This window comes from Ruegeria sp. BG7, assembly GCF_056535685.1.
Genome location: NZ_JBQFIU010000001.1, coordinates 34392 through 61164, shown reverse-complemented (window position 1 = coordinate 61164; position 26773 = coordinate 34392). Strand labels below are relative to the sequence as shown.

Here is a 26773-nt window from a genome sequence, read left to right as displayed (position 1 = left end):
ATCCCGTTTTGGATGTTTCTTTTGCGCGTGGTTAACAATACCGCATTCCAAGAGCAAGCGACCCTATTCGCCATTGCCTTCTTGCAGCGTGCTGCCATCACCGATTGCGGCGTCGATGCGAGCGATCGCAGCCTCGGTAATGTCTGTCGTACTAACCACCACATTCGACCGTTCGATCATCACACTGGCACCGAACTCGCGCAGCAGATCAACAAGAATTGGGCGCACGATCTCAAAAAAAGTCTGTTGCGCTTCTTCGCTGCGCCGCGCCAATGCGTCCAGCTTGGCGCGCTGGCCTTCTCGATGGGACTGAACCTTAGTGTCAAAAGCCTCGGCCAACGGGCGGAATTCCTCAGCGGGCAAGGTCGCGCGCTGTTCCGTCAGTTCCTTTTCTTCCTGGCTCAGCTCGACCACAATCCGTTCGTTTTCTTCTGCCAACAAAGCGCTTTCAACCTCGATCTCTCGCAGAACGCGCTGCCCGAAAGCCGAGTCGGCAAAAAGTTCTTCGCTGGAAAGCGTAACGACGCTGGCCTGCGGCACGCCAAGTTGTTGCGCGTCCAATGCAAGCGGCATCATAAGGGCCGAAAACACACACAGGGCCCGTAATGGGCCCCGTGCTATACTAACGAGCATGTTCAGCATCTGGGATCAGAACCGAGCCTGAATGGTAAAGTCAAAATTCTGTTCCTTGTCGAAGGACTCTTTCTTGAGAGGCTGAGAGAAGTTGAACTGCAGCGGCCCAAACGGCGTGTCCCACAGAACCGAAATGCCGATCACATGGCGGATTGATCCGCTCGCACCCACAATAGTTGCGCCTGCCGTGTTCACATCGTCGATGTTATAGAGGTTGCCGACGTCATAGAACAAACCACCGCGCAGACCCAGTTCTTCTGGCAAGCCAAGCGGGAAGTCGGTTTCGAACCGGGCAACCCAGTAGTAGTTGCCGCCGATGGCATCGTCCTGACCGTTGGACAAGTCACGTGGGCCAATACCAGCGGGCTCAAAGCCACGGAAGGTGTTCGGGCCCAATACAAAACGGTCGACAGTACGGCTGAAGTCGTTGCCTCTCCAATGCAGTGCGCCCAATTCCATGGTCGCCCGCAGCACGACTTCTTCGTTCCAAACACGGGTTTGTGCGATACCGCGCGCTGTGGTTTTGAAGTACTTGTTGTCTCCTCCAAGACCGGCCGCATCAACGCCAACCTCGAACAGAACACCGGAATTCGGATCCAGACCACCGAGTCGGCTGTCATACACGTAAGATACACCCAACGAGCTAGAGGTTCTTTTGCCTTGCGCAATTTCGGACGAAATAACGGCGCCATTGGTTTCGTTGTCCTGTTGGGTCATCTCGCTGCGATCCCAACCATAGCGCAAGCGCAGCGATGACAACTCGCCGATGGCGTAGGTCAGCTGCGGCGTGAAGAACAGCGAGCTTGTGTCATAGCTGGCAAAACCAGAGTTCGTTCCCGACAGCCCCAGCCCCAAGTCAAAACGCAATTTGCGGCCTAAAAGATAGGGTTCTGTAAAGCTTATGGCATACTGCTCAGAGTCCTGCGCGGTTGAAATGGTCAGACCCAGGTTTTGACCACGTCCCAAAAAGTTGGATTCGTTCAGGCCGATTGCAATCCCGAAACCGTCCGTGACCGAGTAGCTACCACCAAGGCTAAGCGAGCCTGTCGGTTGTTCTTCAACATCCACATCTAGGATCACCTGACTGGGCGAAGACCCTTCGCGCGGCTCGACATCTGCGGTGGCGAAGAAGCCCAGAGCATTGATCCGCTCGGCCGCCTGACGAATTTCGCGCGGATTGAACGGGTCGCCTTCTACAGTGTCGAACTGACGTCGGATGACACGGTCCAGCGTGGTGGTGTTTCCTTCAATGTCGATCCGCTCAACAAAGATGCGCGGCCCTTTTGTCAGAACGAATTCGACGTCCAGTGTCAGGTCGCGATCATTGCGCGTGATGCGAGGTTCGACCCGCAAGAAGTCCACACCCTGTTTGACGCCCAGACGTTCCTGACGCGCAATCGAGTTTTCAATCAGCGATGGCGTATAAGTCACGCCCGGCTTGATCTTCAGTGCATCCTGATATTCAGCCGCATTCACGCCGGGGATTTCACTGACAGTTGTGATCTTGCCGAACGAGAATTTCTGCCCTTCGGTGACGTTCATCACCAGGAAGAAGGCGTCGCGTTCACGGGTGAATTCCACATTGGCGCTGTTTACGCGGAAATCGACATAGCCGCGCGACAGGTAGAAATCGCGAATGACCTGTTTGTCGAATTCGATGCGGTCGCCGATAAATGTATCATTGCGGAAGAAGGTCCGCAGGAACGTCGCCTGCTTGGTTTCGAGAACACGGCGCAACCGGCGATCCGAGAAGGCGCGGTTGCCAACAAAGCTAACGCGTTCAACTTCGATGGTGGTGCCTTCCGATACTTCGAAAACCAGATCGACGCGGTTGTCACTGCGGCGGATGATCCGCGGGATGACTGTTGCCGCGACCCGGCCTTGCGCAGAATAAATTTCGGCGATCAGGTCGGCGTCTGCTTCCGCCGCCTGAGGGGTAAAGACTCGGCGCGGTTCAGACTCGATGGCGTCCAGCAAAACATCGTCTTTGACGCGTGCGTTTCCTTCAATGCTGATCTGGTTGATCGTAGGATATTCCTGAACTTCGATCACCAGAGTCGTGCCACGCGGCGTCAGCTCGACTGTTTCAAATACACCACTGTCAAGCAAACGCTGATAGGCATCATTGATTTGACCAGCGCTGACTGTTTGTCCAGGTTCGATTCCGGTTCGGGCGATGATCGTACCCGTTTCAATCCGGCGATTGCCTTCCACCTGAAACGAATTGATCGTGAAGTTCTGCGCCTGCGCTGCATTCGGAAAAGCCACCAAACACGCCGCAACAAAAAGGAAAAGAACCGTTAGCGCCTGCCACAAAATATTGTTTGTCGGCATTTGCCCCCCGCAGGATGTGCCCGCGTCTCGCCTGTCAGTCATTTTGTGCTCTACCCAGAATTTTAAGACTTTAATGCTGAGTAACGAGATTAAATGAGCTTGTCAAAAGGCGAAATAGAAGCATTCCAGCGCGACGCCGCACAGCAAGCTTTCTGCATTTCGGTGAGAATCAGAATCCGGCCAGATAAACCCCGGCCAGATACATTGCGCCAGTCAACGCCAGCGCTGTCATGGCAAAGCTCAACAATACGTCACGGTTCAGCATGAAAAGAAAGCTGAACCCCTGGTACGATTTTTTAAGCGCTTTGGTCATGGCGATACCCTTTCAACGCAAAAAGTATAGCCATGAATTGAGGCAGGAATGCGGCCTAAACTTGCACCAACCGCCACATTTAGCAGAACAGATCGTTGCTGACCGAGAACAGCATGAGCGTAAGGATGATAGTGATCCCCAGCCCCATAAGAATCCTCAGCGCGCCATCACTGGGTGGTTTTCCGGCGACCGCTTCATACGCGTAGAATACCAGATGACCGCCATCCAAGGCCGGGATCGGGAACAGGTTCAACAAACCGACAGCCGTCGACAGGACCGCGATAAAGAAGATGAAGTTCTGCGCCCCCTGGCTGGCCATTGCACCCGAGGTTTCAGCAATCCCGATTGGCCCGGAAATGTTACAGGTGCTGATCGCTCCCGTAATCATGTGCCACATGCCGGACAGAGACCCTTCGATGATACGGCCGGTCTGAACGACGCCGCCACGCAGTGAATCCACAAAACCGGCGGGCTCGGTGGCGGGCTCCAACATCATGCCGCCGATGATCCCGATCCGCCAATGTGTGACAAACCCGCCTTCCGGCTTTGGTTCATCCGTACGGCGTGGGGCAAGCGCGAACTCAAGATCCGAGCCGTCCCGCCATACATTCAATAGCAAAACGCGCCCATCCGAACTTTCGACAAAATCCTTCAGCTGATCAAAAGCAAAGATCGGTTCGCCATTTACGGCGGTGATCACATCACCTTGCTCTAACTGAATGTCCATAGCCGCACTGCGCGGGGCAACCTGACGGATCAGCGGTGGGAACATCCAGGGGGCCTGAACGTCCAGTGTCTGTCCATCGCGAATGACCGTGTAATCCAGAACCGGTTGCACCGGCAACGCGTCGATGAAATCCTGCCAGGCGCCTTCTTCATCGTAGTCCGGCGTCGGAATACCAGCGATTGCGGTGATCACATCACCTTCCTGCAGTTCCTGTACCGTTCCCGGCAAAGGCTGTAGGGAGGCCACGGTCAAGGGTTCGCGCGACACGCCCTGAGACCAGAAGATCATGCCGAAAACCAAAATGGACATGGCAAAGTTGAACGCCGGTCCAGCCGCCACGGTGGCAGCCCGCGCCCACAGAGGGGCTCCGTGCATGGTGCGCCGCAACTCTTCCGGGCTTTGGGTGGCGATTTCACCCATCGCCTCTTCATCCTTGCCAGACGCAGCATTGGCGTCACCCAGGAATTTCACATATCCGCCAAATGGGAGCAGCGCGATCTGCCAGCGCGTGCCTCGTTTGTCGACGCGGCTCCACAGGACCGGACCGAACCCGATCGAGAACACTTCGGCATGGATGCCCGACCACCGGCCCACGATATAGTGGCCGTATTCATGCACGGCCACGATGACCGACAAGGCGATGACGAAGGCAACAATCGTCCAAAGAAGATTGCCAAATTGAGGGATCAGCGAAAGTACGTCCAAAATTCTATCCTGCTCGTTCCACCACGGTGTCATCGACCCATTGACGTGCCAAATGGTCCGTTTTCTGCACGTTATCAAGGGTCATCTCGGCATCAATAAGGCCGTCTGATGCGTCAAATCTGTCGAGAACGGCAGCAACCGCATCGGCCATATCCGTAAATGAGATATGGCGTGCAATGAAATGATCCAGCGCCCGTTCTTTTGCAGCATTGAAAACCGAGCCCGCCAAACCACCGCGATCCATGACATCCCAAGCCAGTTTCAGTGCAGGATACCGCGTCAGGTCCGGCGACTTGAAGTTCAGTTGGCCCAGTTTCGTAAGATCAAGCCGTTCCACAGGAAGGTTGCGGCGCTCGGGCCAATGCAAGGCATAGCCAATGGCGTGGCGCATGTCGGGTGCGCCCAAATGGGCAATCACCGCCCCATCCCGGTATCCAACCATCGCATGCACGATGGATTCCGGATGAACTACAACTTCGATCTGCGTCGGGGAGACCGAAAAGTATTCTTTGGTTTCTATGACTTCCAGCGCCTTGTTGAACATTGACGCGCTGTCGATTGTAATGCGTTGGCCCATGTCCCAATTCGGGTGGCTAGACGCTTGTTCAACCGTTGCATTGGCCAGGTCTTCCAGCGGCCAGTCCCGAAAGGCTCCGCCGCTTGCCGTAATGATCACGCGCTCGACCGCATCGATGTCTTCGCCGACCAGCGCCTGAAACACGGCCGAGTGCTCGCTATCGACGGGCAGCAACCGCGCGTCGTGGGCCTTGGCTGTTTCCAGAACCAGTGCCCCAGCGCAAACCAGCGTTTCCTTATTGGCTAGCGCCAGCGTCGCCCCTTGTTTGAGCACTTCAATCCCCGGCGCAAGGCCCGCTGAACCTACAATGGCCGACATAACCCAGTCCGCCGGGCGCGCCGCGGCCTCGGCAATAGCACGCGATCCAGCCGCCACTTCCACGCCGCTACCTGCAAGTGCACTGCGCAGGTCGTCCAACTTATCTTCATGCGCTGTCACGGCCAGATTGGCCCCAAGGCGGCGCGCATCGTCGGCCAATTGCTGGATATTCGCACCACCGGTTAGAGCCACAACGTCGTAGTCGTCTGGCGCGCGGGCGATCAGATCAATTGTATTTTGCCCAATCGATCCTGTGGCCCCCAAAACAGTTACTTTGCGCATTACATACCACCTGGCGCGTAAAACAACCCTGCGATCAGAACAAATAAAGCAGCGCCCATCATGCCGTCGAAGCGATCCAGAAAGCCACCGTGGCCCGGGATCAGATTTGAACTGTCTTTGACGCCAAACTTACGTTTGACCGCGCTTTCGATAATATCACCGATCTGACTTGCCATTGAAGCCAGCACCGAAACAACGACAAAGGCGAATCCGAAACCGGCATGGGTTGCAAAGGCGATCCCTACACAGGCCGCTGCAGCCCATCCACCTGCGGTTCCCGACCACGTTTTCTTCGGGCTGACCCTGGGCCAGAACTTGGGACCGCCGATTGTTTTGCCGACGAAGTAACCAGCGACATCCGTGGCCACGACCACGGCGATCAACCACACCATCCAGCCAAAGCCGAAATTTTCGCGGATCGAGATAAAACCCAACCCGGCCCCGACGATCCAAACTGCAAACAGCCCGTACAGAATTTTCGACCGGCTCATCTGCCCCATACCCACCAATGCAGGCGCGACAACAACAGGCAATGTGTACAGCGGTGGCACATGATAACTGAGCAGAACCGCAGCGCTTGTCAGGATGCCCAACTGAATTCCCGTGCTCTGGCTGTTCGGCTCAATCATCCGAACCAGTTCCCAGGTCATTAGACCACAGGCCACCGCGATAAAAATCTCGAACCAGATGCCGCCCAGCCACACCTCGACCGCGCCAATCAGGACCAGTACCGCAGCAGAAAGAACCCGTGCTGTCAGGTCAGACCATCGGCCTTCGCTCATGCCAGCACCGCTCCGAACCGACGCTCTCTGGACCCGTAGTTGCGGCACAAGGCTTCCAATTCGGCTGCTGTGAAATCCGGCCAAAGCGTATCAATGAATTCGTATTCCGAATACGCCGACTGCCACAAAAGAAAATTAGAGATTCGTGCTTCGCCACTGGTCCGAATAACAAGATCCGGATCCGGAAGAACGCGCGTATCCAGATACTTAGGCAGCGTTTCTTCATCCACCTCTTCAGGCTTTAAACGCCCTTCGGCAACATCACGCGCCAGCCGTTTAGTAGCGCGTGCCACCTCATCCCGACCACCGTAATTCAACGCTACGGTCAAATGAACAAGGTCGTTGTCCTTCGTTTCCTGTTCCAGAGAATCCATCAGCTCGGTCAGTTTTGAATCCAGACGGACCCGATCACCGATGAACCGCACGCGAATTCCATTGTCGGCGAGAGTTCGGGTTTCCTTGATGATGTATCGACGGAACAGGCTCATCAGGCCCGCGACTTCAACCTGTGTTCGTTTCCAGTTCTCGGTCGAAAACGCAAACACTGTGAGATATTTGATCCCCAATCCCGGGCAGGCCTCTACCACCTCGCGGACACGCCGTGCACCTGCGTGATGACCAAACAGTCTGGGACGGCCACGCGCCTGTGCCCAACGACCATTGCCATCCATAATGATAGCGACGTGGCGCGGGCCGGAAACCGGATCGGTTTGGGGATCTTTGGGCATCAAACCAGCTCAGACCTGCATGATTTCAGATTGCTTGGTCTCAAGTGCGGCGTCGACGGCCTTGATCATTTCATCGGTCAGATCCTGAACTTCGCTTTCCCAAAGTTTCTGGTCATCTTCCGACATCCCATCGGCCTTGGCCTTCTTGATCTGGTCCATACCGTCGCGGCGCACGTTACGGATCGAAACCCGAGCACTTTCCGCATATTGCCCCGCAACCTTGCCAAGCTCGCGCCGACGTTCTTCGTTGAGTTCCGGGATCGGCAACATGATGATTGTGCCGTTCAGCTGAGGGTTGATACCAAGCCCGCTTTCGCGAATGGCCTTTTCCACCTTACCAACCAGTGACTTATCCCACACATTTACAGTCACCATCCGCGGTTCCGGCACGTTCACCGTCCCCACCTGGTTGATCGGAGTCAGCGAGCCATAGGCGTCAACCATGACAGGCTCGAGCATAGATGCCGAAGCCCGACCCGTACGCAGCGAGGCAAATTCAGTTTTCAGATTGGCCATGGCGCCATCCATGCGGCGCTTGAGATCATCGGTGTCCAGTTCGAAGTCGTCAGACATGCTGCTCACTCCCCGTTTTCAGGTACTCTTTGGATGGGTCTTACGCCATCACAATTGGGATGTATAGCAATCATGGTCGGGAATTGTATCAATGGCCAGAGGTGTTGCGACCATTTTGTACCAACTCCGATCCGATCCTCGGCCAGGCGCGCCCGCCCGAGGATGCAGTACGCGTCAACTTCAGGCGTTCACATCAACAACAACGCGACCTTTGACCTGACCCTTCAGAATATCCGCACCAAGCTGTGGTAGATCTGACAAAGCGGCTGGCTGAACCATCGCCTCCAGCTTGTCCATCGGCAGATCGGTCGCGATCCGCTGCCACGCGCGCAGTCGGTTGTCGTAAGGCTGCATCACGCTGTCGATGCCCAACAGGTTCACGCCCCGCAACAGGAATGGAATCACAGTCGCAGGCAGGGCCGCGCCTCCGGCCAAACCGACGGCAGCAACCGAGCAGCCGTATTTCATCTGCCCCAGAACACGCGCCAACATATCTCCGCCCACCGCGTCTACACAGCCAGCCCAGGTTTCACTTTCCAACGGGCGCTTGGTGGTTTCATTCAACTCTTCGCGGGGCACAATCGTTGTCGCGCCAAGCGATTTCAAATAGTCACCGGTTTCGGGGCGCCCGGTCACAGCCGCCACCTCATACCCCAGATTGCCCAGAATGGCTGTGGCCACCGACCCAACACCACCTGCAGCGCCGGTCACCAAAACCGGTCCCCGATCCGGGGTCAGCCCATGATCTTCCAACGCCATCACCGCAAGCATGGCCGTAAACCCAGCCGTACCCACAGCCATGGCCTGACGTGCGTCCAGCCCGTCGGGCAGCGGAACCAGCCAGTCCGCCCGCGCATTGGCTTTCTGAGAATAGCCGCCCCAATGCGCCTCGCCCACACGCCAACCGGTCAGAACAACCTTGTCGCCGGGTTTGTATCGCTCATCTGACGAGGCTTCGACCGTACCGGCGTAATCGATACCCGGCACATGCGGATATGCCCGCACCAGCCCACCCCCTTTGCGTGACAGGCACAGACCGTCCTTATAATTCACGGTTGAAAACTCCACCGCCACAGTCACCTCACCATGTGGAAGATCATCCAATGAAAGCTGCTTGACCGATGCACTCGCCAAGCCGCTCTCTTCGTCCTTGTCCATCACCAACGCATTGAACATTCTCAAATCCTTTCGTGTTTCCTTGACCAGACCAGTCCTTCACCTGGCCCAAAATACCTCGGGGGAGTCGCGCAGCGACGGGGGCAGCGCCCCCAACCCTTGTGTTAAACCCAGAAATGCGACTGCACAGTTGCGCGCCGCATCCCGCCCGGCACCTCGATATCCAGTTCCGTTCCCGCATCCCAATGGCTCAACCGCACCATTCCAATAGCCACATTGGTCTTGAAATCCGGGGACCAGGCCGCCGACGTTACCTGCCCAACCCACTTTCCGTCCGCGTAAAGGCCCCAGGGTCGATCACAACCCGGAACAGGGTCGCCCGCAATCGCGATGGGTCGGATTTGCTGAATCGGCCCCTCTTTCGCCACACGCAGCAACGCGTCGCGCCCAATGCACCCAATTGCGGTGTTGGTGTTGCAGAATTTGCCCAACCCACATTCGTGTGGCGTGTTATCGTCGGTCATGTCATTGCCATAAGACAACAAACCGCCCTCAATCCGCTCGATCAGGTTCGGACAGCCAGCGCGCACCTGAAGATCTTCGCCTGCTGCAAACAACGCGTTCCAAAGGGGCATGCCGATCTCGCTGCCCTCAACATAGATTTCAAACCCGCCCTGTTTGGAATAACCCGAACGCGCAATCGCCAGATCGCGCCCTTCAAACTCGAACATATCGAACCTGAAGAACCGGATGTCCCGCACGCGGTCGCCAAACACGCGCGCCATAAGCTCATCTGCCTTGGGGCCCTGAACCGCAAGCGGAGATACATCCGGCTCGTCAACCAACACATCCAAACGGTATCCGACGGCGATCCCTTTGACCCATAGCAACAGGTCACTGTCAGCAATCGAAATCCACCACCGATCTTCAGACAGTTTCACGGCCACCGGATCATTCAGCATTCCACCGGTCTCATCAACGATCGGCACATAGAAACACTGGCCCGGCAACATCCCCCGCAAATCACGCGGAGTGAGCATCTGCATCAGCCGAGCAGTATCCGGCCCGCGCAGTTCGACCTGCCGTTCACAAGCCACATCCCACACCTGCACATGGGTCTTCAAATGCCGATAGTCAGCCTCGACGCTTTCGAAAACAGTAGGCAATAACATACGGTTATATACCGTATATCCTTTGACCCCAGCAGCTTCGACCCCATCCGAGAATGGCGTACGCCTCAGACGACGCGAAGGAGATATTTGCGGCATTCAATCCTCCTGCGGCATGAAGACTAGATCGCTGACCGGCGCTTCAGATCCCGCCTCGGTCAGCATCTTGTGCACTTGTCCCCGGTGGTGAGTTTGATGATTGAACATATGGATGACGCAGCGCGCATAAGGCAAAGTAATGTCAGCCTCTTTCGCGGCTGAATACCACGTGAACGGACCCGTCAGAGGTTCGTCCCCCAACCTGTCAGCCCATCGGATGATGCGGGCGTCAATCTTTTCTCGCAGGGGCAGCCATGCAGATAGGTCGGGGCACAGATACACGCTTTCATGAATTCCACCGCCCGTTCGGTGAATGTTGCTTTCCGGTCCATCTGCCTTTTCAAAGCGAGACATCCAGATCCAATCCCCCCAGAGCAAATGGTTGGCTGTTCCCAGGATCGACCCGAAAAACGCTCCGCGTTCAAGGACCAGTTCCTCATGAGTCAATGCTTGTAGAAACTCCGCCAACTGCTTGTTTTGCCAATGATTGTATTGCGCCATCTCACGCGCATATTCACCGGTGATCATTACTTGGGCCCATGCCAGTCAATTGGACAAATCTCGGCCGACTTACCGCCAAAGTCCCAAACCCGGCCATAGTCACGTACTTTGGACTTGGTGCCACGGGCGACAATAATATCGGGGCCCATCCAGTATTTCGAGTTCGACACCATGACGGGATGCTCTGGGTCTTTACCGCCCAGCATCTCAATCTCTCCCTGTATCTTGCGGCCAATCATGATGCGGCGCTTGGTCCCGTCGCGTTCGATCTGAACGGGCGCGCGCTCGGCCCCGATGATCTCACTCACCAGCATGGTGAACAGCCCGGTGGTTCCGCCCGCCTGCCCGCTGAAGATTTGCAGCAACCCGTTATACGCCTTGCCACTGGCACGTTCGTCTACATAAGCCGCCACTTTCCACTGGCCTTCGCCCATCCGGCCCGGAATATCGACCAACAAACCGACATTCAGCCCCGACAGATCTTCGCCCTCGTAATGCCCGTCATCGATGATGATGCCCATCCAGGCATGACAATGGCCTTCGGTCGGAGGGTGCGCACCCAACGACACCACGCAGGGGCAGAAAACATCGCACGAACAGTTCAGGATCAATTCGCCTTTGATCGACCAATCCGTTGGGCTCATTTCGCGCCGCTTGGGGTTAGGCATCCGGCTGTCGATCCGTTGACTGATAGGTAACCGATCAGCTTCTGGTTTTCTGTTTTTTGCCATTGGCTTAACCTCCGTAACTAATTGGATAGACGAGCAGGACCAGACCACCCGCAATCAGTGCAAACCCCATAGGCCGCGTTATCGCGTGCCCGATTTGTGGGAGTTTTTCCAAAACCATGAACAGTGTCGCGAGACCCATCCACAACAAGCTCATGACACCACCCACAAATCCCAGCGCCATGAAACCCCAGCAGCAGCCCACGCAAAACGTGCCCAGGCCCAAACCCATGCGAACACCGCCTGCGAAACCGGTTTTCCAATGGCCCAGAAAATAGGTCATCGGGGCATGGCAAACGCCGTGGCAGACCTCTTTCGCGCGTGTGAACTGAAAGGCCCCCACTGCGATCATCAATCCGCCAGCAACCCAGCCAGACTTGGCGATTCCCAGCATATCGACCACACCGCCAAACAGCAAAATCAGTTGAATTCCGGTGATCAGAGCCGCAAATCCGACCCACACGAGCCAGTACCCCGCCAGCACGCCCAGCCAGCCTGCGCGGCTACCATTTGCGCTGCGGATCAGGTCATCATAGCTGCGCAGTGTTGGCACAAGTGTCGGCAGCATCATCGCCGCCATCATGATCGCCCACATTGAAAACAGCGACCCGAACTCGGCCATGGGCATATACATGTCCATGCGCGGATCCATGGCCGCCATGGTCTGTCCCATTGGTCCGGGGCGACCGATCAGATCAAGGTCCATGTCCCGGCTCATCGAGAACATGACCCACCACGCCCACAGGATCAGGACATAAAAGCCCAGCCACATTCCGCTGCGCGGCCACGTACGACTCACTTCGGCCTCCCGACTCAACTCCCTTGCTTTTCAAATGTCAGACTTTTAAATGTCAGACAAATAAAAATTTGCCCAAGGTCCTCTGAACATGAAAGCCGCGCCCCGGAAAACCGCTGACTTGTCCGCTCAGATCGCTCAAGCCATTCGGGACGCGATTGTGTCAGGTGAGTTGATCGTGGATGCCCGCTTGCCGTCCGAGGCCGAGTTGTCAGAACAATTTCAGGTATCGCGCCCAACTGTGCGTGAAGCGTTAAAACGATTGGCGGCGCAATCCCTGATCCGCACACAGCGTGGGGCATCGGGCGGCGCGTTTGTAAATCGGCTGAGTTTTGAGGACGCCTATTCCCAGCAGGTCACAACCTCGACCTTGCTGCTGTCGATGAATGCCGTAAGCTTTGATACCGCCTGCGAGGCGCGTTATGCTTTGGAAAGAGCTTGTGCGCCTTTGTCCGCGCAGCGACGCACCGCAGATCAATTAGCCACCATGCGGGCCGAGATATTTCGTCAATCTCAACCGGGTCTGACAGACGAAGCGTTTTGTGCATCTGACGTGACCTTTCACCGTGCCTTGGTGGATGGGGCCGGAAACCCAGTCCTGTCGTATCAATTGGCGGGGGCGGTCGAGGCGATGCAACCCCTGATGAACATGATCACTTTCACCGCGCGGTCTCGTGAAGAAATCATAGCGTTGCACAGCAGAATTGTTGACGCGCTTGAAGCGCAGGACGCCGAAACCGTGGACGCCGCGCTGATTGATCTGGAACACTACGCCCGCCAATTGGCGCAGGACGTGGCCGAGCGTAAACGCAAACCAGCTTGAGCGCCCAATGCGCGCTTAGGCAACGAAAGGAAGACGAGCAGGCAGAATGTCATCCGGCGCCAAGACCGGAACTCTCAATACGAATTGAAGATCAATGACTTACGGGAGGACGTTATGAACACTAGACCGGACCCAACCTTTTACCCATCCGCCAAGCTCGCGATGGAGGGGCCTACTGAAACGCTTGCTTTCACCTTGATGCTTAGCCCGGATTTTTCGCAACCAGACGGGTTGGCGGTTGTGAATGTCGATCCAACATCCGACGATTTTGGAAAAATTGTTCATCAGGTGATCATGCCTGAGAAGGGCGATGAGTTTCACCATTTCGGATGGAATGCCTGCTCGTCCGCCTTGTCACCGTTGACCGGGCACGCCTTTCTGGAGCGGCGCTATCTGATCATCCCCGGCATTCGATCCAGCCGGATTTACGTCATCGACGTTAAAAACCCACTTGAGGCGAAGATTCACAAGATCATCGAACCCGAAGAAGTCTTTGCCAAGACTGGATATTCCCGCCCACACACAATCCATTGCGGGCCTGAGGGCATCTATGTCAGCACGCTGGGCGGCGGTGGCGCGGACGGCACTGATGGTCCTCCGGGCATCTTCATTATGGATTGTGAGAGCTTTGAGATCATCGGCCGCTATGAGATCGAGCGCGGTGTGCAGGACAAGCATTATGATTTCTGGTGGAACCTCCCGCGCGATTACATGGTCAGTTCTGAATGGGGTCTGCCGCCTCAGTTCGAAAACGGGATAGTGGCCGAAGACTTGCTTTCGAACAAATACGGTCACCGCATCCATTTCTGGAACCTGCGTAACCGGACCAATATCCAGACCATCGATCTTGGTGAAAACCACCAGATGGCACTGGAAATCCGTCCGGCCCATGACCCGGTCAAGCAGTATGGGTTCTGCGGGGTTGTCGTAGACACCACCAACTTGCAAGGTGCGATCTTCACCTGGTGGCGCAATGATGACGGCACATTCGAGGCCAAGAAAACCATCACCATCGATCCGCAACCAGCTGATCCCGATGATCTGCCAGATCTGCTCAAAGGGTTTTCGGCGGTGCCACCGTTGGTCACTGACATCGACCTGAGCCTGGATGACAAATACCTCTACGTCTCGTGCTGGGGCACCGGTGAGATGCATCAATACGATGTGTCGGACCCAATGAACCCCAAGCTGGCTGGTATGGTTGAAATCGGGGGGATCGTTAAGAAAACCAAGCATCCAAATGGCCAGAGTTTTGGTTACGGTCCGCAAATGGTTGAAATCAGCCGTGACGGCAAACGCGTCTATTGGACCAACTCGCTCTATTCCACCTGGGACGATCAATTCTATCCGGGCGAAGGCGGCGCGGCCATGGTCAAGGCCGATGTTGGCGAGAACGGAGGGTTGACGTTGGATCCGAAATTCTGGGTCGAGTTCCCCGACGGCTACCGCAGCCACCAAATCCGGCTGGAGGGCGGAGACTGTTCAACCGACAGCTTCTGCTACCCCTCGGTCTGAGTTGGACGTTTTGATGACATCAACGGCTGGCCTCTGGCTGGCCGTTGTTCTGAGCGGCGCTTATCACGGCCTGAACCCTGGCATGGGCTGGCCGCTGGCGGTCTCTTCCGCGCTGATGGAGCAGCGCCAATCCGCGCTTTGGCAAGCACTGGCAGCTTTGGCGGGCGGGCATTTTGTGGCCATGTTAGGAGTGCTGCTGCCTTTTGCGCTGATGGCGGTTCTGGTCGACTATCAAAAGGAAATCCGAATTGGTGCCGCGCTGCTCGTCATCGCGATGGGGTTGTTCATCGCAATCACCCGTCGTCACCCCCGTTTTTTGTCACGGATTCCCCCCAGCAAACTGGCTCTATGGTCGTTTCTGGTGGCCCTTGCGCATGGGGCCGCCCTGATGCTGGTTCCGATCTATCTGGGGCTGTGTGCCGTAGATGAACTGGACGCCGGCCATCAAGCGATATCCCAGATCATGACAACAAACACCCTGCTGGTTCTGGGCGTCGCCGCGCTTCACACAGCCGCCATGGTTCTGGGCGGAGGTCTGCTGGCTTTTGCCGTCTATCGTTGGCTGGGCCTGCAGGTTCTGTCGCGCAGTTGGTTCAATCTTGAGCTCATCTGGGCGCTAAGTCTGATATTGGTTGGCGGCCTTGGTCTTTGGTCAGCGCTTGGTTGATCTTGTACTTTGATTTGAAACGCGCTTTGTCTGCGGCAAGACAAAAACGGAGTTTCCGAATGCTGGACCAAACCCGCCCGACCGAAATGCTGCGTCAGGGCAGAAGTGATGACTGGCAAGCCGCCACCTCCCACGCCTTTACGCGCGATTTGTCCGACGGCACCCTGCCCGAGGACAAAATGCGCTGGTATCTTCAGCAGGATTATCAGTTCGTGGACGGATTTGTGCGCTTGCTTGCCAGTGCCATCGCGCACGCTCCGACCCTCGCAGACAGCGTACCAGCCGCGCAGTTTCTCGCGCTGATCACAGGCCCCGAGAACACTTATTTCCTGCGCGCGATGGACGCTTTGGGCACAAAACCCAGCACAGAACCCGCCCCCGCCACACGGGCGTTTCAGGACCTGATGGCCGAGGCCGTGGCCTCGGGCCGTTATCATAACATGCTGGCCGTGCTGGTCGTGGCGGAATGGGTCTATCTGAGTTGGGCCAGCCCGGAAAACCCACCCAAAGACGACCTGCCCTTCTGGTTTGCCGAATGGATCACGCTACATGCGGGCGAAGGGTTTGAAAGCGTGGTCGAATATCTGCGTGGACAGCTGGATAAGGTTTGGCCGACGTTGGATGCGGCTGAACAGGCCGAGGTCACGCGATTGTTCCATCGCGCAGTCGAACTGGAACGTGATTTCTTTGACGCCGCCTACGCGGCCTGAACCATAAGGGGGCCGGAATGGTCACAACTCTGAACGTGATTGCTGCGTTGCTGACTATCGGGTTTGGCGCGTTTGGGTTTCTGGCCCCGGCCCACACTGCCTCGGCTCTTGATCTGGCCCCGACCAACAGCACGATGGGCTTGTCAGAGATGCGCGCCTCGGTCGGAGGTCTGTTTGTCGTCACCGGAATCGCCGTTATCTGGCTGAACAATCCGATGGCCTATGTCATGCTGGGCGTCGTCTATTCGGGGGCAGCGTTAGGCCGATTTGTATCGGTCGCGCTGGACAATCCGCCGTTGGCCAAGGCGATGATCTTTGGGGGAATCGAACTGGTTCTGGCCGTTTGGCTGATTGCTGCAAACTTTAATAAAACAACCTAACCAACTGAGACTATTGGGTTGATTGAGGTGCAATCTGAGTTTGCATCTAACCATCACCTCACCTATATATGGAATGTCCTTCGGGACTATGGACATAAACGCGCTCGTAATAAGCGGATCGGACCCGGGGGCGGTACCCGGCGGCTCCACCAACCATCCTTCGTTTGGGGATTTTGGGGCCGAAACAGGATCGACGAACGTCTAAAGGGGTTAGCTTTGTCTCGGCTGTCTGCCACCGTTATCGGCGAAACTAGTACAATTGCAAACGACAATCGTGCTCCGGTTGCAGTTGCTGCGTAAGCAGTAACAAGACCGAAATCTAAGCCCTTGCGCCTAGCCGCGTAAGGCGGGGTTCGCAGGTACCTGGCAACAGAAACCTGCATTATTCCCTGACATGTCTGACCTTATTCCCTTTTTAGGGCACATTCAGAGTTTGTTCATTCCTGCCTGTCATCGTGCCCTCACTTGGACAGGAGAGCTGGGATGACAAATTCAGAGATACTCAGGGCGTGGTATTCCGAAGTTTGGGAAAACGGAAATACCGAGGCAATCGATCAATATTTTGCGCCGGAAACGATGGCCGAAGGGCTGATCCCCGAAATGCAAGTTGGTGCAGATGATTTCCGCGACCTGGTCACCGCGTTCCGCCATATCCTGGGCGACATCAAGGTTGAACTGCCCAAGATCATCGAAAATGGGGATTGGGTGTCAGCGATTTTGAACGTTCGCACCTTCCGCGCCGACAACGGCGCGCCTTTGGAGGTCACGGGACAGGTCATGGCGCGGTTCAAAGGCGACAAGATGGTTGAGGCCTACAATCACTTTGATTTCATCTCGTTCTTTGAAGAGTTAGGCCAGTTTCCATCCGACACTTTGCCCGTGTGCATGACTGGGCAACGTCTGGACTGGGCCTGAACCCAAAGCAATCTTGACCCCAATTGCGCTTGCACGTTAGCAAGCGCCAAGGGGTCCAAATGCGAACACCCCAAGGCGGTGACGCAAGTTTCGCATCTTTCGGGACTTGCAGGATTAAATGTTGTGACTTGGCCACCCGACATTGAACAGCAAGTGTTAGTGCTTTTGGCTGCCTTCGACACTGCCAAATTCTGGAACCAGTCTGAGCTTTTGGGCCATACAGCATGAGCGGTTCCGTGACGCCCTCGGTCCCAGAGTTAATTCGCGTCTTTGGCAGGGTCGGGTTGCTGTCCTTTGGCGGACCAGCGGCGCAGATATCTCTGATGCATCAGGAACTGGTCGAACGCAGACCATGGCTGGATGAGCAAACCTACCTGCGTGCCTTGTCACTGTGCATGTTGCTGCCGGGTCCAGAAGCCATGCAATTGGCCACTTACGCCGGATGGCGTTTGCGTGGGGTTTCCGGGGGTCTGATCGCTGGCAGCTTATTTGTCTTGCCTGGCGCAATTGTCATCGCTGTTTTGGTCGCCCTCTACTCTGCGTTTGGAGATCTTCCATTGGTGCAATCGGCCTTCATCGGCGTCAAGGCAACAGTCATCGTGATTGTCTTGCAAGCCCTGCGCAACCTTTCGCGCAAAGCTTTGACGGACAAAGACCACTACGTCGTCGCCGCACTCTCATTCCTTAGCATTTTCCTGCTGAACCTCCCCTTCCCGCTGATCATCTTTGCGGCCGCATTTTGGGGATACGCGACTTTCCGAGGCCTATCGAAACCATATGAGCCGAACCAGCCGTCGCACCTGAAGCCTTCCCTGCGAACCATCGCTGTTTGGTTGCCTCTTTGGCTTGGTCCCTTGGTTGCATTGACCATTAGCGGACACCAATTGCTGAGCGATTTGGGTTGGTTTTTCGCACGGCTGGCCGTCGTCACCTTTGGTGGTGCCTATGCTGTACTCGCCTATATGACCCAGACGGTTGTGGATCAGTATCACTGGATCAGCACTGACCAGATGATCGACGGTTTGGGCCTTGCGGAAACCACACCCGGCCCTTTGATTCTGGTGACTCAGTTTGTCGCAATGCTTGCGGGAGAGTTGAGCGGAGGCTTTGGCCTGGCTTTGGCTGCTGGCGCGGTCGCTCTTTGGGCAACTTTTGTGCCGTGCTTCCTGTGGATCTTCCTTGCCGCCCCATACCTTGACCGGCTGGCTGCGCGACCGCGCCTGTCGGCGGCCCTTCACAGCATCACCGCTGCTGTTGTCGGAGTGATTCTCAACCTTTCCGTGTGGTTTGCCCTGAACGTTCTATTCGAATCAGTTCCCCACATATCCTGGGGCCCACTGGCAATACCCACGCCGCAACTTTCGCAAATGGATTTCACCGCTTTGGGTTTGACAATTCTGGCTGGGGCCTTGATTTTTCGACTGAAATTGGGGATGGGCACCGTGTTGGCCCTGATGTCTGTCGCCGGGCTGGCCGCACACACTATATGATCAATCCGGCCATACCTGCCCTTTCGTTTCCGAACAAAAGCCCTATGCTGGGCATAACCACTTTTGAGGATCACACATGTCGCAAGGCATCGATTACGGCAACCTGATGCACTCCGCCATGCGCGGGCTCATCAAGAAAGTGCTGACGGATGTTTCCGAAACCGGCTTACCCGGGGCGCATCATTTCTTTATCACCTTCGACACGCGCGAGGACGGTGTAGACATCGCTGACTGGTTGCGTGAACGGTACCCGGAAGAAATGACTATCGTCATGCAGCACTGGTTCGAAAACCTTGAAGTTGGCGAATCCGGTTTTGCCATAACGCTGAATTTCGGCGACGCGCCTGAACCGCTCTACATCCCCTATGCCGCGATCAAGACCTTCGTGGATCCGTCTGTTGAATTTGGCCTGCGCTTTGAAAGCCCCGAGGGTGAGTTAGACGATGATCATATCATGGAAGAGTCGATAGATGTCGAAGAAGAAGAGCCACATCACGACGCAGACGTGGTTTCACTCGACAGCTTCCGGAAATAACCACATCAACCCCGCCGCGCGCGGGGTTATTTCTTTTGCAGAAATGTTTCGACAGACCGGGATTTTACACCGTCTATGAAACGCGAAAAGGACAGGTTCAGCCCGCCTTCTGCAAGCGTACGATCAAATTGCTGCAGTTCGTACCCGCCATCCTGATCGATGAACAAAGAAAACACGGTCATCGTATCCCCCACGATTCGACCCCAGACAAACGGTTCCCCTTTCATCGGGTCCAACGGCACTTCGTGGCCAAAGACATTGCGCTTCATCGCAGCCGAAAACAAATCCCCGCGGCCCGAAGGCACAAAGTCGATAGAAAACTTCTGTTCCTTAACGCGCCCGTCCAACTTGTAGGTCGTGGTCCGCCAACTGACATTGAACCCATTTTGGGTTTCAACAATGGAAACGCTCATGTCCCGAGGGGTTGAGGTGCCATCAGCATCCACGACGTTAGCAGACCCAATATAATCCCCCACAAAAGGTGCAATGTCCTGAGCCCGTGCAGAATCGCTGAAAACGGATAGCCACAATGCGCAAATGGCAAAGATCGTGACGGCTTTTGCAAGCGCAAGACGATGGAAATTTGGCATTTTGTCCTCCACGGCGTTCACCTTCTTATTGTAGCTCACAGAGACCCACGCACAATGGCACTTTCCCCGGCAATCTCAAGTAAAGTGACGCACCCCGCCACCTATACCTTTGCGACGCCTCTGGCTAAGGTGCGCGCAACTGGCCGATTGCGTCACGGCTTTGCTGCGGCTAAACGGCATACAACTGCATACCAGACGGAGTGACAGATGTCTCAGACCCGCACCGAATCCGACAGCTTTGGCCCGCTTGAGGTTCCTGCCGACAAATACTGGGGCGCGCAGACGCAGCGCTCGATCATGAATTTCCCCATCGGTTGGGAAAAACAGCCCGTCGCCATCGTCCGCGCGCTGGGCGTGATCAAAAAAGCCTGCGCAATGCAGAACAAGGCCACCGGCAAACTGGATGCAAAAATTGCCGACGCGATCATTCAAGCCGCTGGTGAAGTGATCGAGGGCAAGTTTGATGACAACTTCCCACTGGTTGTCTGGCAGACCGGCTCGGGCACGCAGTCGAACATGAACTCGAACGAGGTCATCGCAAACCGCGCCATCGAAATTCTGGGTGGTGTGATTGGTTCAAAAGACCCGGTGCATCCGAACGACCACTGTAACATGGGTCAATCTTCGAACGACACCTTCCCTACCGCCATGCATGTGGCCACCGCGACCAGCGTGCGTGACGTGCTGCTTCCGGGGCTCGAGAAACTTGCCTCGGGGCTGGAACACAAGGCCGAAGAGTTCAAAGACATCATCAAGATCGGTCGGACCCACACGCAGGACGCAACGCCTCTGACGCTGGGACAGGAATTCAGCGGTTACGCCCATCAGATTCGCCAGGGTATTGCCCGTGTTCACGCAGCCATGCCTGGGATTTACGAGCTAGCGCAAGGCGGTACCGCAGTTGGTACAGGGCTTAACACACAACACGGCTGGGGCGAGGCCGTCGCAGGCCACATGGCTGATATTACCGGCCTGCCCTTCGTCACCGCACCGAACAAGTTCGAGGCACTCGCCGCCCATGACGCGATGGTCTTCCTGTCAGGCGCTTTGGCGACGATTGCCGGCAGTTGCTACAAGATCGCCAACGACATTCGTTTCCTGGGCTCGGGCCCACGGTCGGGTCTGGGCGAACTGATTCTGCCCGAGAACGAGCCAGGTTCGTCGATCATGCCCGGCAAGGTGAACCCCACACAGGCCGAAGCGTTGACCCAGGTCGCCGCCCACGTGATGGGTAACAACGCCGCGATGACTTTCGCAGGTAGCCAGGGTCATTTCGAGCTGAACGTTTACAACCCGATGATGTCTTACAACCTGCTGCAGTCAATCCAGCTGTTGGGCGATGCTTCTGACAGCTTTACTGAGCGGATGCTGATGGGCATCAAGGCCAACGAACCGCGCATCGACAAGCTGATGAAGGAATCACTGATGTTGGTCACAGCGCTGGCGCCAACTATCGGTTACGACAACGCCACAACAGTTGCCAAGACGGCGCATAAGAATGGCACAACCCTCAAGGAAGAGGCCATCGCGCTGGGCTTTGTGGACGAAGCAACCTTTGACGCCGTCGTCCGCCCCGAGCAGATGATTGGTCCAAAAGACTGATGGGCAAGCCGGTTAACCTGAACCGGTATCGTAAAGAAAAAGCGCGGGCTGAAAAGAAAGCCCGCGCGGATCAGAATGCTGTCGCATTCGGCCGCACCAAGGCCGAGAAAGAAATCGCCAAGTTTGAACAGGACAAGCTGAAGCGTGACCTCGACAAGCGCGAGTTAGACGAATGAGCGGCCGCCCAATCAAGCGCTCTCTGACTCTCAAGGGGCACCGAACATCCGTGTCGCTTGAAGATGAATTCTGGCGAGCTTTCCGCGACATAGCGGCTGAAAAAAGACTTCCGATCAATGTTTTGGCCGCAGAAATTGATGTTGAACGCGATCCTGAAACTGGCCTTGCATCGGCCATTCGGGTGTTTGTTCTGAAATGGTATCAGAACAAGGTTTGAGGCATATGCCCGGCTTCGCCTTTGGCCATGAAGTTAAAAACTTGCGATGAACAATTGAAGCGCAGCGCCGTAATTGTTTCCCATTCCCCCTGTCTCGTTTTCTTGGACCGCTCAGTTTTCAGGCGTTGTAGAAAACCACGCCAGATCGTCGCCGTTTCGTTTTTGTATCCAAGTATTCGCAAGGCGGCATAATCGCGCGTCTCAAGGCTGCGGCAACAAAAGCTACGACAATACAGCAACGCAACCATCTGATCGCGAAAGACAAATAGCAGGTTAAAAGAGGATGTGGTGCCCAAGGAGAGACTCGAACTCTCACGCCCGTGAAGGCGGGGGATTTTGAATCCCCTGCGTCTACCATTCCGCCACTTGGGCCACGGACACTGGATTAGCGCCCAAGCGCAGGAAGGTCCAGAGGCAAAAAACATCCCACATTCCATTTGTTTCAATCTGGGCGGTTGACGGTCCGTCAGGTGCATGGTTTGCCTTCTTGGGGCCGCAAACGGGATTTGAGTACTGTATATGTTACGATCGCTTTATGACTGGACCATTCGTCTGGCCGAACACCCTCATGCCCTGTGGGCCTTGGCCATTGTCGCCTTCATCGAAAGCTCGTTTTTTCCGATTCCTCCTGACGTCTTGATGATTCCGATGATTCTGGCCCGCCCGTCACGCGCCTGGTTGATTGCAACCGTTGCGCTGGTGGCTTCGGTTTTAGGCGGGATGCTGGGTTATGCGATTGGCGCGTTCTTCTATGAAAGCATCGGTCAGCCCATTCTGGAATCCATGGGCAAAGCGCACGCGATGGAAGAATTCAACACCCGATTCAACGATTTCGGGTTCTGGGCTGTGCTGGCTGCGGGTGTGACGCCCTTCCCCTACAAGGTCATCACCATCATGTCCGGCTGGACCGGAATGCCGCTGGGCACATTCATCGCCACATCGATTCTGGCGCGGGCCATGCGATTCTTTCTGGTTGCCGGCCTGCTTTGGGGCTTCGGCGAGCCGATCCGGGACTTTATCGAAAAGCGTCTGGGCCTTATGTTCACGCTGTTCATCATCCTTCTTTTTGGCGGGTTCGTGGCGGTTAAATATCTATGACAAAAAAATCCGTACTTGTGGCCCTCGCCACGATTGGCTCAGCAGCCCTGCTATTGGGCGCGTGGGGATTCCAGTATTTGGGCGGGCTTGCACCCTGCAAAATGTGCATCTGGCAGCGTTACCCCCATGCGGTGGCTGTTGTGATTGGCGTGGCGGCGCTGGCCTTGCCAAGATTTGGTATCCTGCCGCTGCTGGGCGCAGCAGCTGCTGCAACAACGGGTGCCATCGGGGCCTTTCATGCCGGTGTTGAGCAAGACTGGTGGGAAGGCCCCAGCACATGTACGTCGGGCGATATCAGCGGACTGAGCAACGACGATCTGTTCGATCAGATCATGAACGCGCCACTGGTGCGCTGTGACGAAATCCCGTGGGAGATGTTCGGCATCTCGATGGCAGGCTGGAATGCCATCGCCTCGGCAGTGCTGATGCTGATCTGGATCGCGGCCTGGCGGGCGCGCGCTTAAAACTCGTCCAGTTCCGCATCCCAATACAGGAAGTCGATCCAGCTTTCGTGCAGATGGTTCGGCGGGAACTTCCGCCCAATATTGCGCAGCGCTTCAGCATCAGGTTGACGTGGCGGCTTGCGCAATGTCATCCCCGCCTGACGCAGCGATTTGGACCCTTTACGCAGGTTGCAGGGGCTACAGGCCGCCACCACGTTCTGCCAACTGGTCACGCCGCCTGCCGCGCGCGGCACCACATGGTCAAATGTCAGGTTATCGCGGCTGCCGCAGTACTGGCAGCGGAATTCATCCCGCAAAAATAAATTAAAGCGCGTGAAGGCCACGCGCTTTCTGGGTTTTACATAGTCTTTCAATACAACGACCGAGGGTATTCGGATCTCGGTGCTCGGGCTTCGGACGACCTCGTCATATTCGGCCACGATGTCGACCCGATCCAGCCAGGCCGCTTTGATCGCCTCTTGCCAGGGCCACAAGGACAACGGGTAGTAGGACAAGGGGCGGTAATCGGCGTTCAAAACCAGGGCCGGGTGTTGTTTGAGCATACCCGGCTCTCTTACAAATTCGGTCCTGAAATCTCCGTCCATCACAGAATCGCTCCTCGCTCTCAGCTGCCCGTTTGTGACACCAGAGCGGGGAGCACCCGCCCCGGCCTTAAGGTAACTATATATCGTGTTAAAACTCTGACAAGCCCTGAGTTTCCACAATATGTCGCAGACTGGGTAAGCCGAATCTGTGACAGGTACGTGACACTTATCCACAGCTTGCGTCGGGTGCGTCCTTCGGGCTATGCGCGGGTCATGTCCTGGTTCATTCGCTTCAACAAACCGTATGACGTGCTGCCGCAGTTCACCGACCGCGCCAATGTCGAAAGTCCGCGTAACACACTGTCTGATTTTATCGACCTGCCGGGTGTCTACCCCGCCGGTCGTCTGGACCGTGACAGCGAAGGTTTGATGCTGCTGACGGATCATGGGAAGCTGCAAGCCCAGATATCCGACCCGAAGCATAAGATGGCCAAAACCTATTGGGTTCAGATCGAAGGCGTCCCTGATGGCACAGCTTTGAAAGCGCTGCGCAACGGGGTTGAGTTGAAGGATGGCCTGACGCGCCCTGCAAAGGTACGGCAGATTGATGAGCCCGAGGGGCTCTGGCCTCGCATTCCACCTATCCGAGAGCGTAAAAGCGTTCCCGACAGTTGGCTGGAACTGACCATCCGCGAGGGAAAGAACCGGCAGGTGCGGCGGATGACGACCGCGGTGGGTCTGCCTACCCTACGCCTGATCCGCTATCGCGTCGGAGACTGGACCCTGGATGACTTAGAGCCCGGTCAATGGGACAGCCTGCCGATGCCGACGCTGAGTGCCGCGCCTCAGCGCAAACGAGACCGTCGCCCGCGCCGGTGACAAAACCTGCCCTGCTCTGATACAGTTGGGGCATGAAACTCACGCCAGATATACCTACCCCTTCTGCCATACTGGAGGCGGCGCTTTACGCAGACGATCTGGATGCTGCGGAACAGTTTTACGGCGAGATTCTGAATCTTGAGCGGATACAGCGTGTCGACAATCGCCATGTTTTCTTTCGCATTGGCAGGTCGGTCCTGCTGGTCTTTAACCCCGACCAAACAGAACAGCCGCCTCTAAACCCTAATATGCCTGTCCCACCTCATGGTGCGCGCGGCCCCGGCCATGTGTGTCTTGTATTGTCACGCGATGAGATTGCGGCCATGCGCAAACACCTGCTGGATTGGAATATCCCCGTGGACGCCGAATTTGACTGGCCCAGCGGTGCACGGTCTTTGTACGTGCGTGACCCGGCTGGAAACTCAGTCGAGTTTGCCGAAGCACATCTTTGGTCTTGATCTGGTGCGGAACGCTTGGACGTTCCGCTGATCTGATTTCAAAGGCTACAGACTCAGCTTGTCGCGCATGAAGGCCAGCGCGACACTCAGCCCGTCCGGGGCAATGCCATGGCCGGTACCTTTCATGACATGCGCGTAGACCTCTTTGAAATCGGCAGCCTGCAGGGCTTCGGCGGCCTCGGGCAGCGATTGTGGCGGCACGACATCATCCGCATCGCCATGCACCAGCAGGACCGGCATCCGGCTGACAGTTTCGTCGGGCAAAAGATCAGGTTCCAGCAACCGGCCAGAAAAGGCGACGATGCCCGCAACCGGGTCCTCGCGGCGTGGTGCAACATGCAGGCTCATCATCGTGCCCTGGCTGAAGCCAAACAGCACAACCTGCTCGGGCAGCACATCTTCGTCCACCATTAGGGCGTCCAGAAAAGCGTTGAAGTCTTCAACTGCCATTTCCATGCCACGGCGCGCTTCTTCTTCGGACGAGCCGTCAATCCACGGAATCGGGAACCACTGAAACCCGTTTGGCATTCCCGGAATCTGCTCGGGCGCATCAGGGGCCACAAACAGCGTGTCAGGCAGATGCTCGCCCAGCGGATCGGCCAACCCCAACAGGTCAGCGCCATTTGCGCCATAGCCGTGCACGAACACTACGACTGATCGCGTGTCGCCCGAAACAGGCTCTTTCCTCAGCGCATTCAAAACCCGTGTCATCTGATCCCTTCTCTTTGTTTATCAACCCGGTAATAGGCCCACAGAACCCGTGCCGCAACCGACCGCCAGGGCGACCACGCTTCGGCCATTTGGCGCAGTTCCTTGTCCGTCGGGCGTTTGGGCAGGTCATAGAGGACACGCGCGGCTTCTTGCAGCGCCAGATCGCCGGGTGCGATCACGTCGGCGCGGCCCAGGGAAAACATAGCATAGATCTCGGCCGTCCAGACGCCGATCCCGGACACTTGCGTCAAAGTTTCAACAACCTCGGCGTCAGACGCTTCGCGCAACGATTTGAAGTCAATGCGCGCCTCAGCCAGCGCCCGTGCATAGCGGATCTTTTGGCGGCTCAAGCCCGCAGCGCGCAGATCCTCATCCGTGGCCCACATGATCTTGCGCGGACCGGTCAGTTTCGCGTCCTGCAACCTTTTCCAGATCGCACGCGCCGATGCCACGCTGACCTGCTGGCTGACAATTGCACTGAGTAATTGCGCAAAGCCATCCGGACGGCGGCGCAGGGGCAAAGGGCCAGTCTGTTCGATCGCATACGCCATGCGCGGGCAGGCTTGAGCCAACCATTCGGCCCCTTCTGCCACGCAATCGTTGGTTTCGATAATACGACCTACGGACATGCGACCTC

At 56.3% G+C, this 26773-nt stretch carries 33 protein-coding genes, 1 tRNA gene and 1 other RNA gene; 16 read left to right on the top strand and 19 right to left on the bottom strand.

Going from position 1 to position 26773, the window contains the following annotated elements; translation table 11 throughout:
* Window positions 1–63: 63 nt before the first annotated feature.
* The 13 genes from ACR3EH_RS00325 to ACR3EH_RS00265 all read right to left on the bottom strand — a co-directional run bounded on the left by ACR3EH_RS00325 (window position 64) and on the right by ACR3EH_RS00265 (window position 12357).
* Window positions 64–591 carry an OmpH family outer membrane protein gene (locus tag ACR3EH_RS00325; protein ID WP_480634827.1) on the bottom strand — a complete coding sequence of 176 codons (528 nt, stop codon included), beginning with the start codon at window positions 589–591 and terminating at the stop codon, window positions 64–66.
* 57 nt (window positions 592–648) lie between these two features.
* Complete coding sequence (gene bamA, locus ACR3EH_RS00320; RefSeq protein ID WP_171090152.1) at window positions 649–3009, bottom strand: outer membrane protein assembly factor BamA; 2361 nt, start codon at window positions 3007–3009, stop codon at window positions 649–651.
* 127 nt (window positions 3010–3136) lie between these two features.
* Window positions 3137–3280, bottom strand: coding sequence for a hypothetical protein (locus ACR3EH_RS00315; RefSeq protein WP_171090153.1), 144 nt, complete (start codon window positions 3278–3280; stop codon window positions 3137–3139).
* Window positions 3281–3359: 79 nt separating this feature from the next.
* On the bottom strand, window positions 3360–4712 hold the full coding sequence (rseP, locus tag ACR3EH_RS00310) for an RIP metalloprotease RseP (RefSeq protein WP_171183299.1): 1353 nt from the start codon (window positions 4710–4712) through the stop codon (window positions 3360–3362).
* 4 nt (window positions 4713–4716) lie between these two features.
* Window positions 4717–5889 carry a 1-deoxy-D-xylulose-5-phosphate reductoisomerase gene (gene dxr, locus ACR3EH_RS00305; protein WP_171183301.1) on the bottom strand — a complete coding sequence of 391 codons (1173 nt, stop codon included), beginning with the start codon at window positions 5887–5889 and terminating at the stop codon, window positions 4717–4719.
* Complete coding sequence (locus ACR3EH_RS00300; protein ID WP_171183304.1) at window positions 5889–6671, bottom strand: phosphatidate cytidylyltransferase; 783 nt, start codon at window positions 6669–6671, stop codon at window positions 5889–5891. The genes dxr and ACR3EH_RS00300 overlap by 1 nt, the downstream gene beginning before the upstream one ends.
* Window positions 6668–7399 carry an isoprenyl transferase gene (locus ACR3EH_RS00295; RefSeq protein WP_171090161.1) on the bottom strand — a complete coding sequence of 244 codons (732 nt, stop codon included), beginning with the start codon at window positions 7397–7399 and terminating at the stop codon, window positions 6668–6670. The genes ACR3EH_RS00300 and ACR3EH_RS00295 overlap by 4 nt, the downstream gene beginning before the upstream one ends.
* 9 nt (window positions 7400–7408) lie before the next feature.
* Window positions 7409–7972, bottom strand: coding sequence for a ribosome recycling factor (gene frr / locus ACR3EH_RS00290; protein ID WP_171183306.1), 564 nt, complete (start codon window positions 7970–7972; stop codon window positions 7409–7411).
* A 180-nt stretch (window positions 7973–8152) separates the two neighbouring features.
* Window positions 8153–9148, bottom strand: a complete 996-nt coding sequence (gene acuI / locus ACR3EH_RS00285; RefSeq protein WP_171675573.1) for an acryloyl-CoA reductase — start codon at window positions 9146–9148, stop codon at window positions 8153–8155.
* A gap of 104 nt (window positions 9149–9252) precedes the next feature.
* Entirely contained in the window at window positions 9253–10356 is a 1104-nt protein-coding gene (locus tag ACR3EH_RS00280; protein ID WP_171183309.1) for a dimethylsulfoniopropionate demethylase, read from the bottom strand.
* On the bottom strand, window positions 10357–10884 hold the full coding sequence (locus tag ACR3EH_RS00275; protein WP_171183311.1) for a DinB family protein: 528 nt from the start codon (window positions 10882–10884) through the stop codon (window positions 10357–10359).
* Window positions 10884–11588 carry a DUF1326 domain-containing protein gene (locus tag ACR3EH_RS00270; RefSeq protein ID WP_171090173.1) on the bottom strand — a complete coding sequence of 235 codons (705 nt, stop codon included), beginning with the start codon at window positions 11586–11588 and terminating at the stop codon, window positions 10884–10886. The genes ACR3EH_RS00275 and ACR3EH_RS00270 overlap by 1 nt, the downstream gene beginning before the upstream one ends.
* Before the next feature lie 4 nt (window positions 11589–11592).
* On the bottom strand, window positions 11593–12357 hold the full coding sequence (locus tag ACR3EH_RS00265) for a DUF2182 domain-containing protein (RefSeq protein WP_171183638.1): 765 nt from the start codon (window positions 12355–12357) through the stop codon (window positions 11593–11595).
* A 115-nt stretch (window positions 12358–12472) separates the two neighbouring features.
* Between ACR3EH_RS00265 and ACR3EH_RS00260 the strand changes: the two genes are divergently transcribed.
* The 9 genes from ACR3EH_RS00260 (at window position 12473) to ACR3EH_RS00220 (ending at window position 19416) form a co-directional block, all read left to right on the top strand.
* Window positions 12473–13204, top strand: coding sequence for a FadR/GntR family transcriptional regulator (locus ACR3EH_RS00260; protein WP_171183313.1), 732 nt, complete (start codon window positions 12473–12475; stop codon window positions 13202–13204).
* A 114-nt stretch (window positions 13205–13318) separates the two neighbouring features.
* Window positions 13319–14719: a selenium-binding protein SBP56-related protein gene (locus tag ACR3EH_RS00255; protein WP_171183315.1), complete on the top strand. Its 1401-nt coding sequence runs from the start codon at window positions 13319–13321 to the stop codon at window positions 14717–14719.
* Window positions 14720–14732: 13 nt separating this feature from the next.
* On the top strand, window positions 14733–15386 hold the full coding sequence (locus tag ACR3EH_RS00250; RefSeq protein ID WP_171183317.1) for a hypothetical protein: 654 nt from the start codon (window positions 14733–14735) through the stop codon (window positions 15384–15386).
* A 59-nt stretch (window positions 15387–15445) separates the two neighbouring features.
* On the top strand, window positions 15446–16096 hold the full coding sequence (locus ACR3EH_RS00245; protein WP_171183318.1) for a TenA family protein: 651 nt from the start codon (window positions 15446–15448) through the stop codon (window positions 16094–16096).
* A 17-nt stretch (window positions 16097–16113) separates the two neighbouring features.
* Window positions 16114–16476, top strand: a complete 363-nt coding sequence (locus ACR3EH_RS00240; RefSeq protein ID WP_171090183.1) for a DUF4345 family protein — start codon at window positions 16114–16116, stop codon at window positions 16474–16476.
* Window positions 16477–16512: 36 nt separating this feature from the next.
* Window positions 16513–16860: a transfer-messenger RNA gene (ssrA, locus tag ACR3EH_RS00235) on the top strand.
* Window positions 16861–16959: 99 nt separating this feature from the next.
* Complete coding sequence (locus tag ACR3EH_RS00230) at window positions 16960–17391, top strand: ester cyclase (protein ID WP_171183320.1); 432 nt, start codon at window positions 16960–16962, stop codon at window positions 17389–17391.
* 224 nt (window positions 17392–17615) lie between these two features.
* Window positions 17616–18881 carry a chromate efflux transporter gene (gene chrA, locus ACR3EH_RS00225; protein WP_171675575.1) on the top strand — a complete coding sequence of 422 codons (1266 nt, stop codon included), beginning with the start codon at window positions 17616–17618 and terminating at the stop codon, window positions 18879–18881.
* A 76-nt stretch (window positions 18882–18957) separates the two neighbouring features.
* A complete protein-coding gene (locus ACR3EH_RS00220; protein WP_171183323.1) occupies window positions 18958–19416 on the top strand; it encodes an SspB family protein in 459 nt (152 codons plus the stop codon).
* 26 nt (window positions 19417–19442) lie between these two features.
* Here ACR3EH_RS00220 and ACR3EH_RS00215 read toward each other — a convergent pair whose 3' ends face one another.
* Window positions 19443–20006: a hypothetical protein gene (locus tag ACR3EH_RS00215; protein WP_171183325.1), complete on the bottom strand. Its 564-nt coding sequence runs from the start codon at window positions 20004–20006 to the stop codon at window positions 19443–19445.
* Window positions 20007–20213: 207 nt separating this feature from the next.
* Here ACR3EH_RS00215 and fumC point away from each other — a divergent pair, with 207 nt between their 5' ends.
* Genes fumC through ACR3EH_RS00200 form a run of 3 tightly spaced genes read left to right on the top strand, consistent with a single transcriptional unit; the run spans window position 20214 to window position 22002 of the window.
* Complete coding sequence (gene fumC, locus ACR3EH_RS00210) at window positions 20214–21608, top strand: class II fumarate hydratase (protein ID WP_171183327.1); 1395 nt, start codon at window positions 20214–20216, stop codon at window positions 21606–21608.
* On the top strand, window positions 21608–21784 hold the full coding sequence (locus ACR3EH_RS00205; protein ID WP_171090194.1) for a DUF4169 family protein: 177 nt from the start codon (window positions 21608–21610) through the stop codon (window positions 21782–21784). Before fumC ends, ACR3EH_RS00205 begins: the two co-directional genes overlap by 1 nt.
* Window positions 21781–22002, top strand: a complete 222-nt coding sequence (locus ACR3EH_RS00200; protein WP_171090196.1) for a ribbon-helix-helix domain-containing protein — start codon at window positions 21781–21783, stop codon at window positions 22000–22002. Before ACR3EH_RS00205 ends, ACR3EH_RS00200 begins: the two co-directional genes overlap by 4 nt.
* On the opposite strand, the gene ACR3EH_RS00195 is transcribed toward ACR3EH_RS00200, so the two are convergent.
* Window positions 21987–22298 (bottom strand): hypothetical protein, encoded by a 312-nt coding sequence (locus ACR3EH_RS00195; protein WP_171647018.1) that lies wholly within the window; start codon window positions 22296–22298, stop codon window positions 21987–21989. The genes ACR3EH_RS00200 and ACR3EH_RS00195 overlap by 16 nt on opposite strands.
* A tRNA-Leu gene (locus ACR3EH_RS00190) sits at window positions 22289–22374 on the bottom strand. The genes ACR3EH_RS00195 and ACR3EH_RS00190 overlap by 10 nt, the downstream gene beginning before the upstream one ends.
* A 147-nt stretch (window positions 22375–22521) precedes the next feature.
* Here ACR3EH_RS00190 and ACR3EH_RS00185 point away from each other — a divergent pair.
* Together ACR3EH_RS00185 and ACR3EH_RS00180 are read left to right on the top strand one after the other, a co-directional pair.
* Entirely contained in the window at window positions 22522–23100 is a 579-nt protein-coding gene (locus ACR3EH_RS00185; protein WP_171090199.1) for a YqaA family protein, read from the top strand.
* Window positions 23097–23564 (top strand): disulfide bond formation protein B, encoded by a 468-nt coding sequence (locus tag ACR3EH_RS00180; RefSeq protein WP_171183331.1) that lies wholly within the window; start codon window positions 23097–23099, stop codon window positions 23562–23564. The genes ACR3EH_RS00185 and ACR3EH_RS00180 overlap by 4 nt, the downstream gene beginning before the upstream one ends.
* Here ACR3EH_RS00180 and ACR3EH_RS00175 read toward each other — a convergent pair.
* Window positions 23561–24148 (bottom strand): HNH endonuclease, encoded by a 588-nt coding sequence (locus ACR3EH_RS00175; RefSeq protein WP_171090203.1) that lies wholly within the window; start codon window positions 24146–24148, stop codon window positions 23561–23563. The two genes, ACR3EH_RS00180 and ACR3EH_RS00175, sit on opposite strands and share 4 nt — an antisense overlap.
* A 213-nt stretch (window positions 24149–24361) precedes the next feature.
* Between ACR3EH_RS00175 and ACR3EH_RS00170 the strand changes: the two genes are divergently transcribed.
* Together ACR3EH_RS00170 and ACR3EH_RS00165 are read left to right on the top strand one after the other, a co-directional pair.
* The gene (locus tag ACR3EH_RS00170) at window positions 24362–24967 is read left to right on the top strand and encodes an rRNA large subunit pseudouridine synthase E (RefSeq protein ID WP_171675607.1); all 606 of its coding nucleotides are present in this window, start codon (window positions 24362–24364) and stop codon (window positions 24965–24967) included.
* A 32-nt stretch (window positions 24968–24999) separates the two neighbouring features.
* Window positions 25000–25425: a VOC family protein gene (locus ACR3EH_RS00165; protein WP_171183333.1), complete on the top strand. Its 426-nt coding sequence runs from the start codon at window positions 25000–25002 to the stop codon at window positions 25423–25425.
* Between the two features lie 45 nt (window positions 25426–25470).
* On the opposite strand, the gene ACR3EH_RS00160 is transcribed toward ACR3EH_RS00165, so the two are convergent.
* Both ACR3EH_RS00160 and ACR3EH_RS00155 read right to left on the bottom strand, forming a co-directional pair.
* The gene (locus ACR3EH_RS00160; RefSeq protein WP_171183335.1) at window positions 25471–26136 is read right to left on the bottom strand and encodes an alpha/beta hydrolase; all 666 of its coding nucleotides are present in this window, start codon (window positions 26134–26136) and stop codon (window positions 25471–25473) included.
* On the bottom strand, window positions 26133–26765 hold the full coding sequence (locus tag ACR3EH_RS00155) for a DNA-3-methyladenine glycosylase family protein (protein ID WP_171091163.1): 633 nt from the start codon (window positions 26763–26765) through the stop codon (window positions 26133–26135). Before ACR3EH_RS00155 ends, ACR3EH_RS00160 begins: the two co-directional genes overlap by 4 nt.
* Window positions 26766–26773: the final 8 nt, after the last annotated feature.

Excerpts from the sequence above, each read along its gene's own strand:
- bamA (WP_171090152.1), bottom strand. The coding sequence starts at position 3,009 with ATGACTGACAGGCGAGACGCGGGCACATCCTGCGGGGGGCAAATGCCG.
- ACR3EH_RS00315 (WP_171090153.1), bottom strand. The coding sequence starts at position 3,280 with ATGACCAAAGCGCTTAAAAAATCGTACCAGGGGTTCAGCTTTCTTTTC.
- dxr (WP_171183301.1), bottom strand. The coding sequence starts at position 5,889 with ATGCGCAAAGTAACTGTTTTGGGGGCCACAGGATCGATTGGGCAAAAT.
- ACR3EH_RS00300 (WP_171183304.1), bottom strand. The coding sequence starts at position 6,671 with ATGAGCGAAGGCCGATGGTCTGACCTGACAGCACGGGTTCTTTCTGCT.
- ACR3EH_RS00295 (WP_171090161.1), bottom strand. The coding sequence starts at position 7,399 with ATGCCCAAAGATCCCCAAACCGATCCGGTTTCCGGCCCGCGCCACGTC.
- frr (WP_171183306.1), bottom strand. The coding sequence starts at position 7,972 with ATGTCTGACGACTTCGAACTGGACACCGATGATCTCAAGCGCCGCATG.
- acuI (WP_171675573.1), bottom strand. The coding sequence starts at position 9,148 with ATGTTCAATGCGTTGGTGATGGACAAGGACGAAGAGAGCGGCTTGGCG.
- ACR3EH_RS00280 (WP_171183309.1), bottom strand. The coding sequence starts at position 10,356 with ATGCCGCAAATATCTCCTTCGCGTCGTCTGAGGCGTACGCCATTCTCG.
- ACR3EH_RS00275 (WP_171183311.1), bottom strand. The coding sequence starts at position 10,884 with ATGATCACCGGTGAATATGCGCGTGAGATGGCGCAATACAATCATTGG.
- ACR3EH_RS00270 (WP_171090173.1), bottom strand. The coding sequence starts at position 11,588 with ATGGCAAAAAACAGAAAACCAGAAGCTGATCGGTTACCTATCAGTCAA.
- ACR3EH_RS00265 (WP_171183638.1), bottom strand. The coding sequence starts at position 12,357 with ATGTGGCTGGGCTTTTATGTCCTGATCCTGTGGGCGTGGTGGGTCATG.
- ACR3EH_RS00260 (WP_171183313.1), top strand. The coding sequence starts at position 12,473 with ATGAAAGCCGCGCCCCGGAAAACCGCTGACTTGTCCGCTCAGATCGCT.
- ACR3EH_RS00255 (WP_171183315.1), top strand. The coding sequence starts at position 13,319 with ATGAACACTAGACCGGACCCAACCTTTTACCCATCCGCCAAGCTCGCG.
- ACR3EH_RS00250 (WP_171183317.1), top strand. The coding sequence starts at position 14,733 with ATGACATCAACGGCTGGCCTCTGGCTGGCCGTTGTTCTGAGCGGCGCT.
- ACR3EH_RS00245 (WP_171183318.1), top strand. The coding sequence starts at position 15,446 with ATGCTGGACCAAACCCGCCCGACCGAAATGCTGCGTCAGGGCAGAAGT.
- ACR3EH_RS00240 (WP_171090183.1), top strand. The coding sequence starts at position 16,114 with ATGGTCACAACTCTGAACGTGATTGCTGCGTTGCTGACTATCGGGTTT.
- ACR3EH_RS00230 (WP_171183320.1), top strand. The coding sequence starts at position 16,960 with ATGACAAATTCAGAGATACTCAGGGCGTGGTATTCCGAAGTTTGGGAA.
- chrA (WP_171675575.1), top strand. The coding sequence starts at position 17,616 with ATGAGCGGTTCCGTGACGCCCTCGGTCCCAGAGTTAATTCGCGTCTTT.
- ACR3EH_RS00220 (WP_171183323.1), top strand. The coding sequence starts at position 18,958 with ATGTCGCAAGGCATCGATTACGGCAACCTGATGCACTCCGCCATGCGC.
- ACR3EH_RS00215 (WP_171183325.1), bottom strand. The coding sequence starts at position 20,006 with ATGCCAAATTTCCATCGTCTTGCGCTTGCAAAAGCCGTCACGATCTTT.
- fumC (WP_171183327.1), top strand. The coding sequence starts at position 20,214 with ATGTCTCAGACCCGCACCGAATCCGACAGCTTTGGCCCGCTTGAGGTT.
- ACR3EH_RS00205 (WP_171090194.1), top strand. The coding sequence starts at position 21,608 with ATGGGCAAGCCGGTTAACCTGAACCGGTATCGTAAAGAAAAAGCGCGG.
- ACR3EH_RS00200 (WP_171090196.1), top strand. The coding sequence starts at position 21,781 with ATGAGCGGCCGCCCAATCAAGCGCTCTCTGACTCTCAAGGGGCACCGA.
- ACR3EH_RS00185 (WP_171090199.1), top strand. The coding sequence starts at position 22,522 with ATGTTACGATCGCTTTATGACTGGACCATTCGTCTGGCCGAACACCCT.
- ACR3EH_RS00180 (WP_171183331.1), top strand. The coding sequence starts at position 23,097 with ATGACAAAAAAATCCGTACTTGTGGCCCTCGCCACGATTGGCTCAGCA.
- ACR3EH_RS00175 (WP_171090203.1), bottom strand. The coding sequence starts at position 24,148 with ATGGACGGAGATTTCAGGACCGAATTTGTAAGAGAGCCGGGTATGCTC.
- ACR3EH_RS00170 (WP_171675607.1), top strand. The coding sequence starts at position 24,362 with ATGTCCTGGTTCATTCGCTTCAACAAACCGTATGACGTGCTGCCGCAG.
- ACR3EH_RS00165 (WP_171183333.1), top strand. The coding sequence starts at position 25,000 with ATGAAACTCACGCCAGATATACCTACCCCTTCTGCCATACTGGAGGCG.
- ACR3EH_RS00160 (WP_171183335.1), bottom strand. The coding sequence starts at position 26,136 with ATGACACGGGTTTTGAATGCGCTGAGGAAAGAGCCTGTTTCGGGCGAC.
- ACR3EH_RS00155 (WP_171091163.1), bottom strand. The coding sequence starts at position 26,765 with ATGTCCGTAGGTCGTATTATCGAAACCAACGATTGCGTGGCAGAAGGG.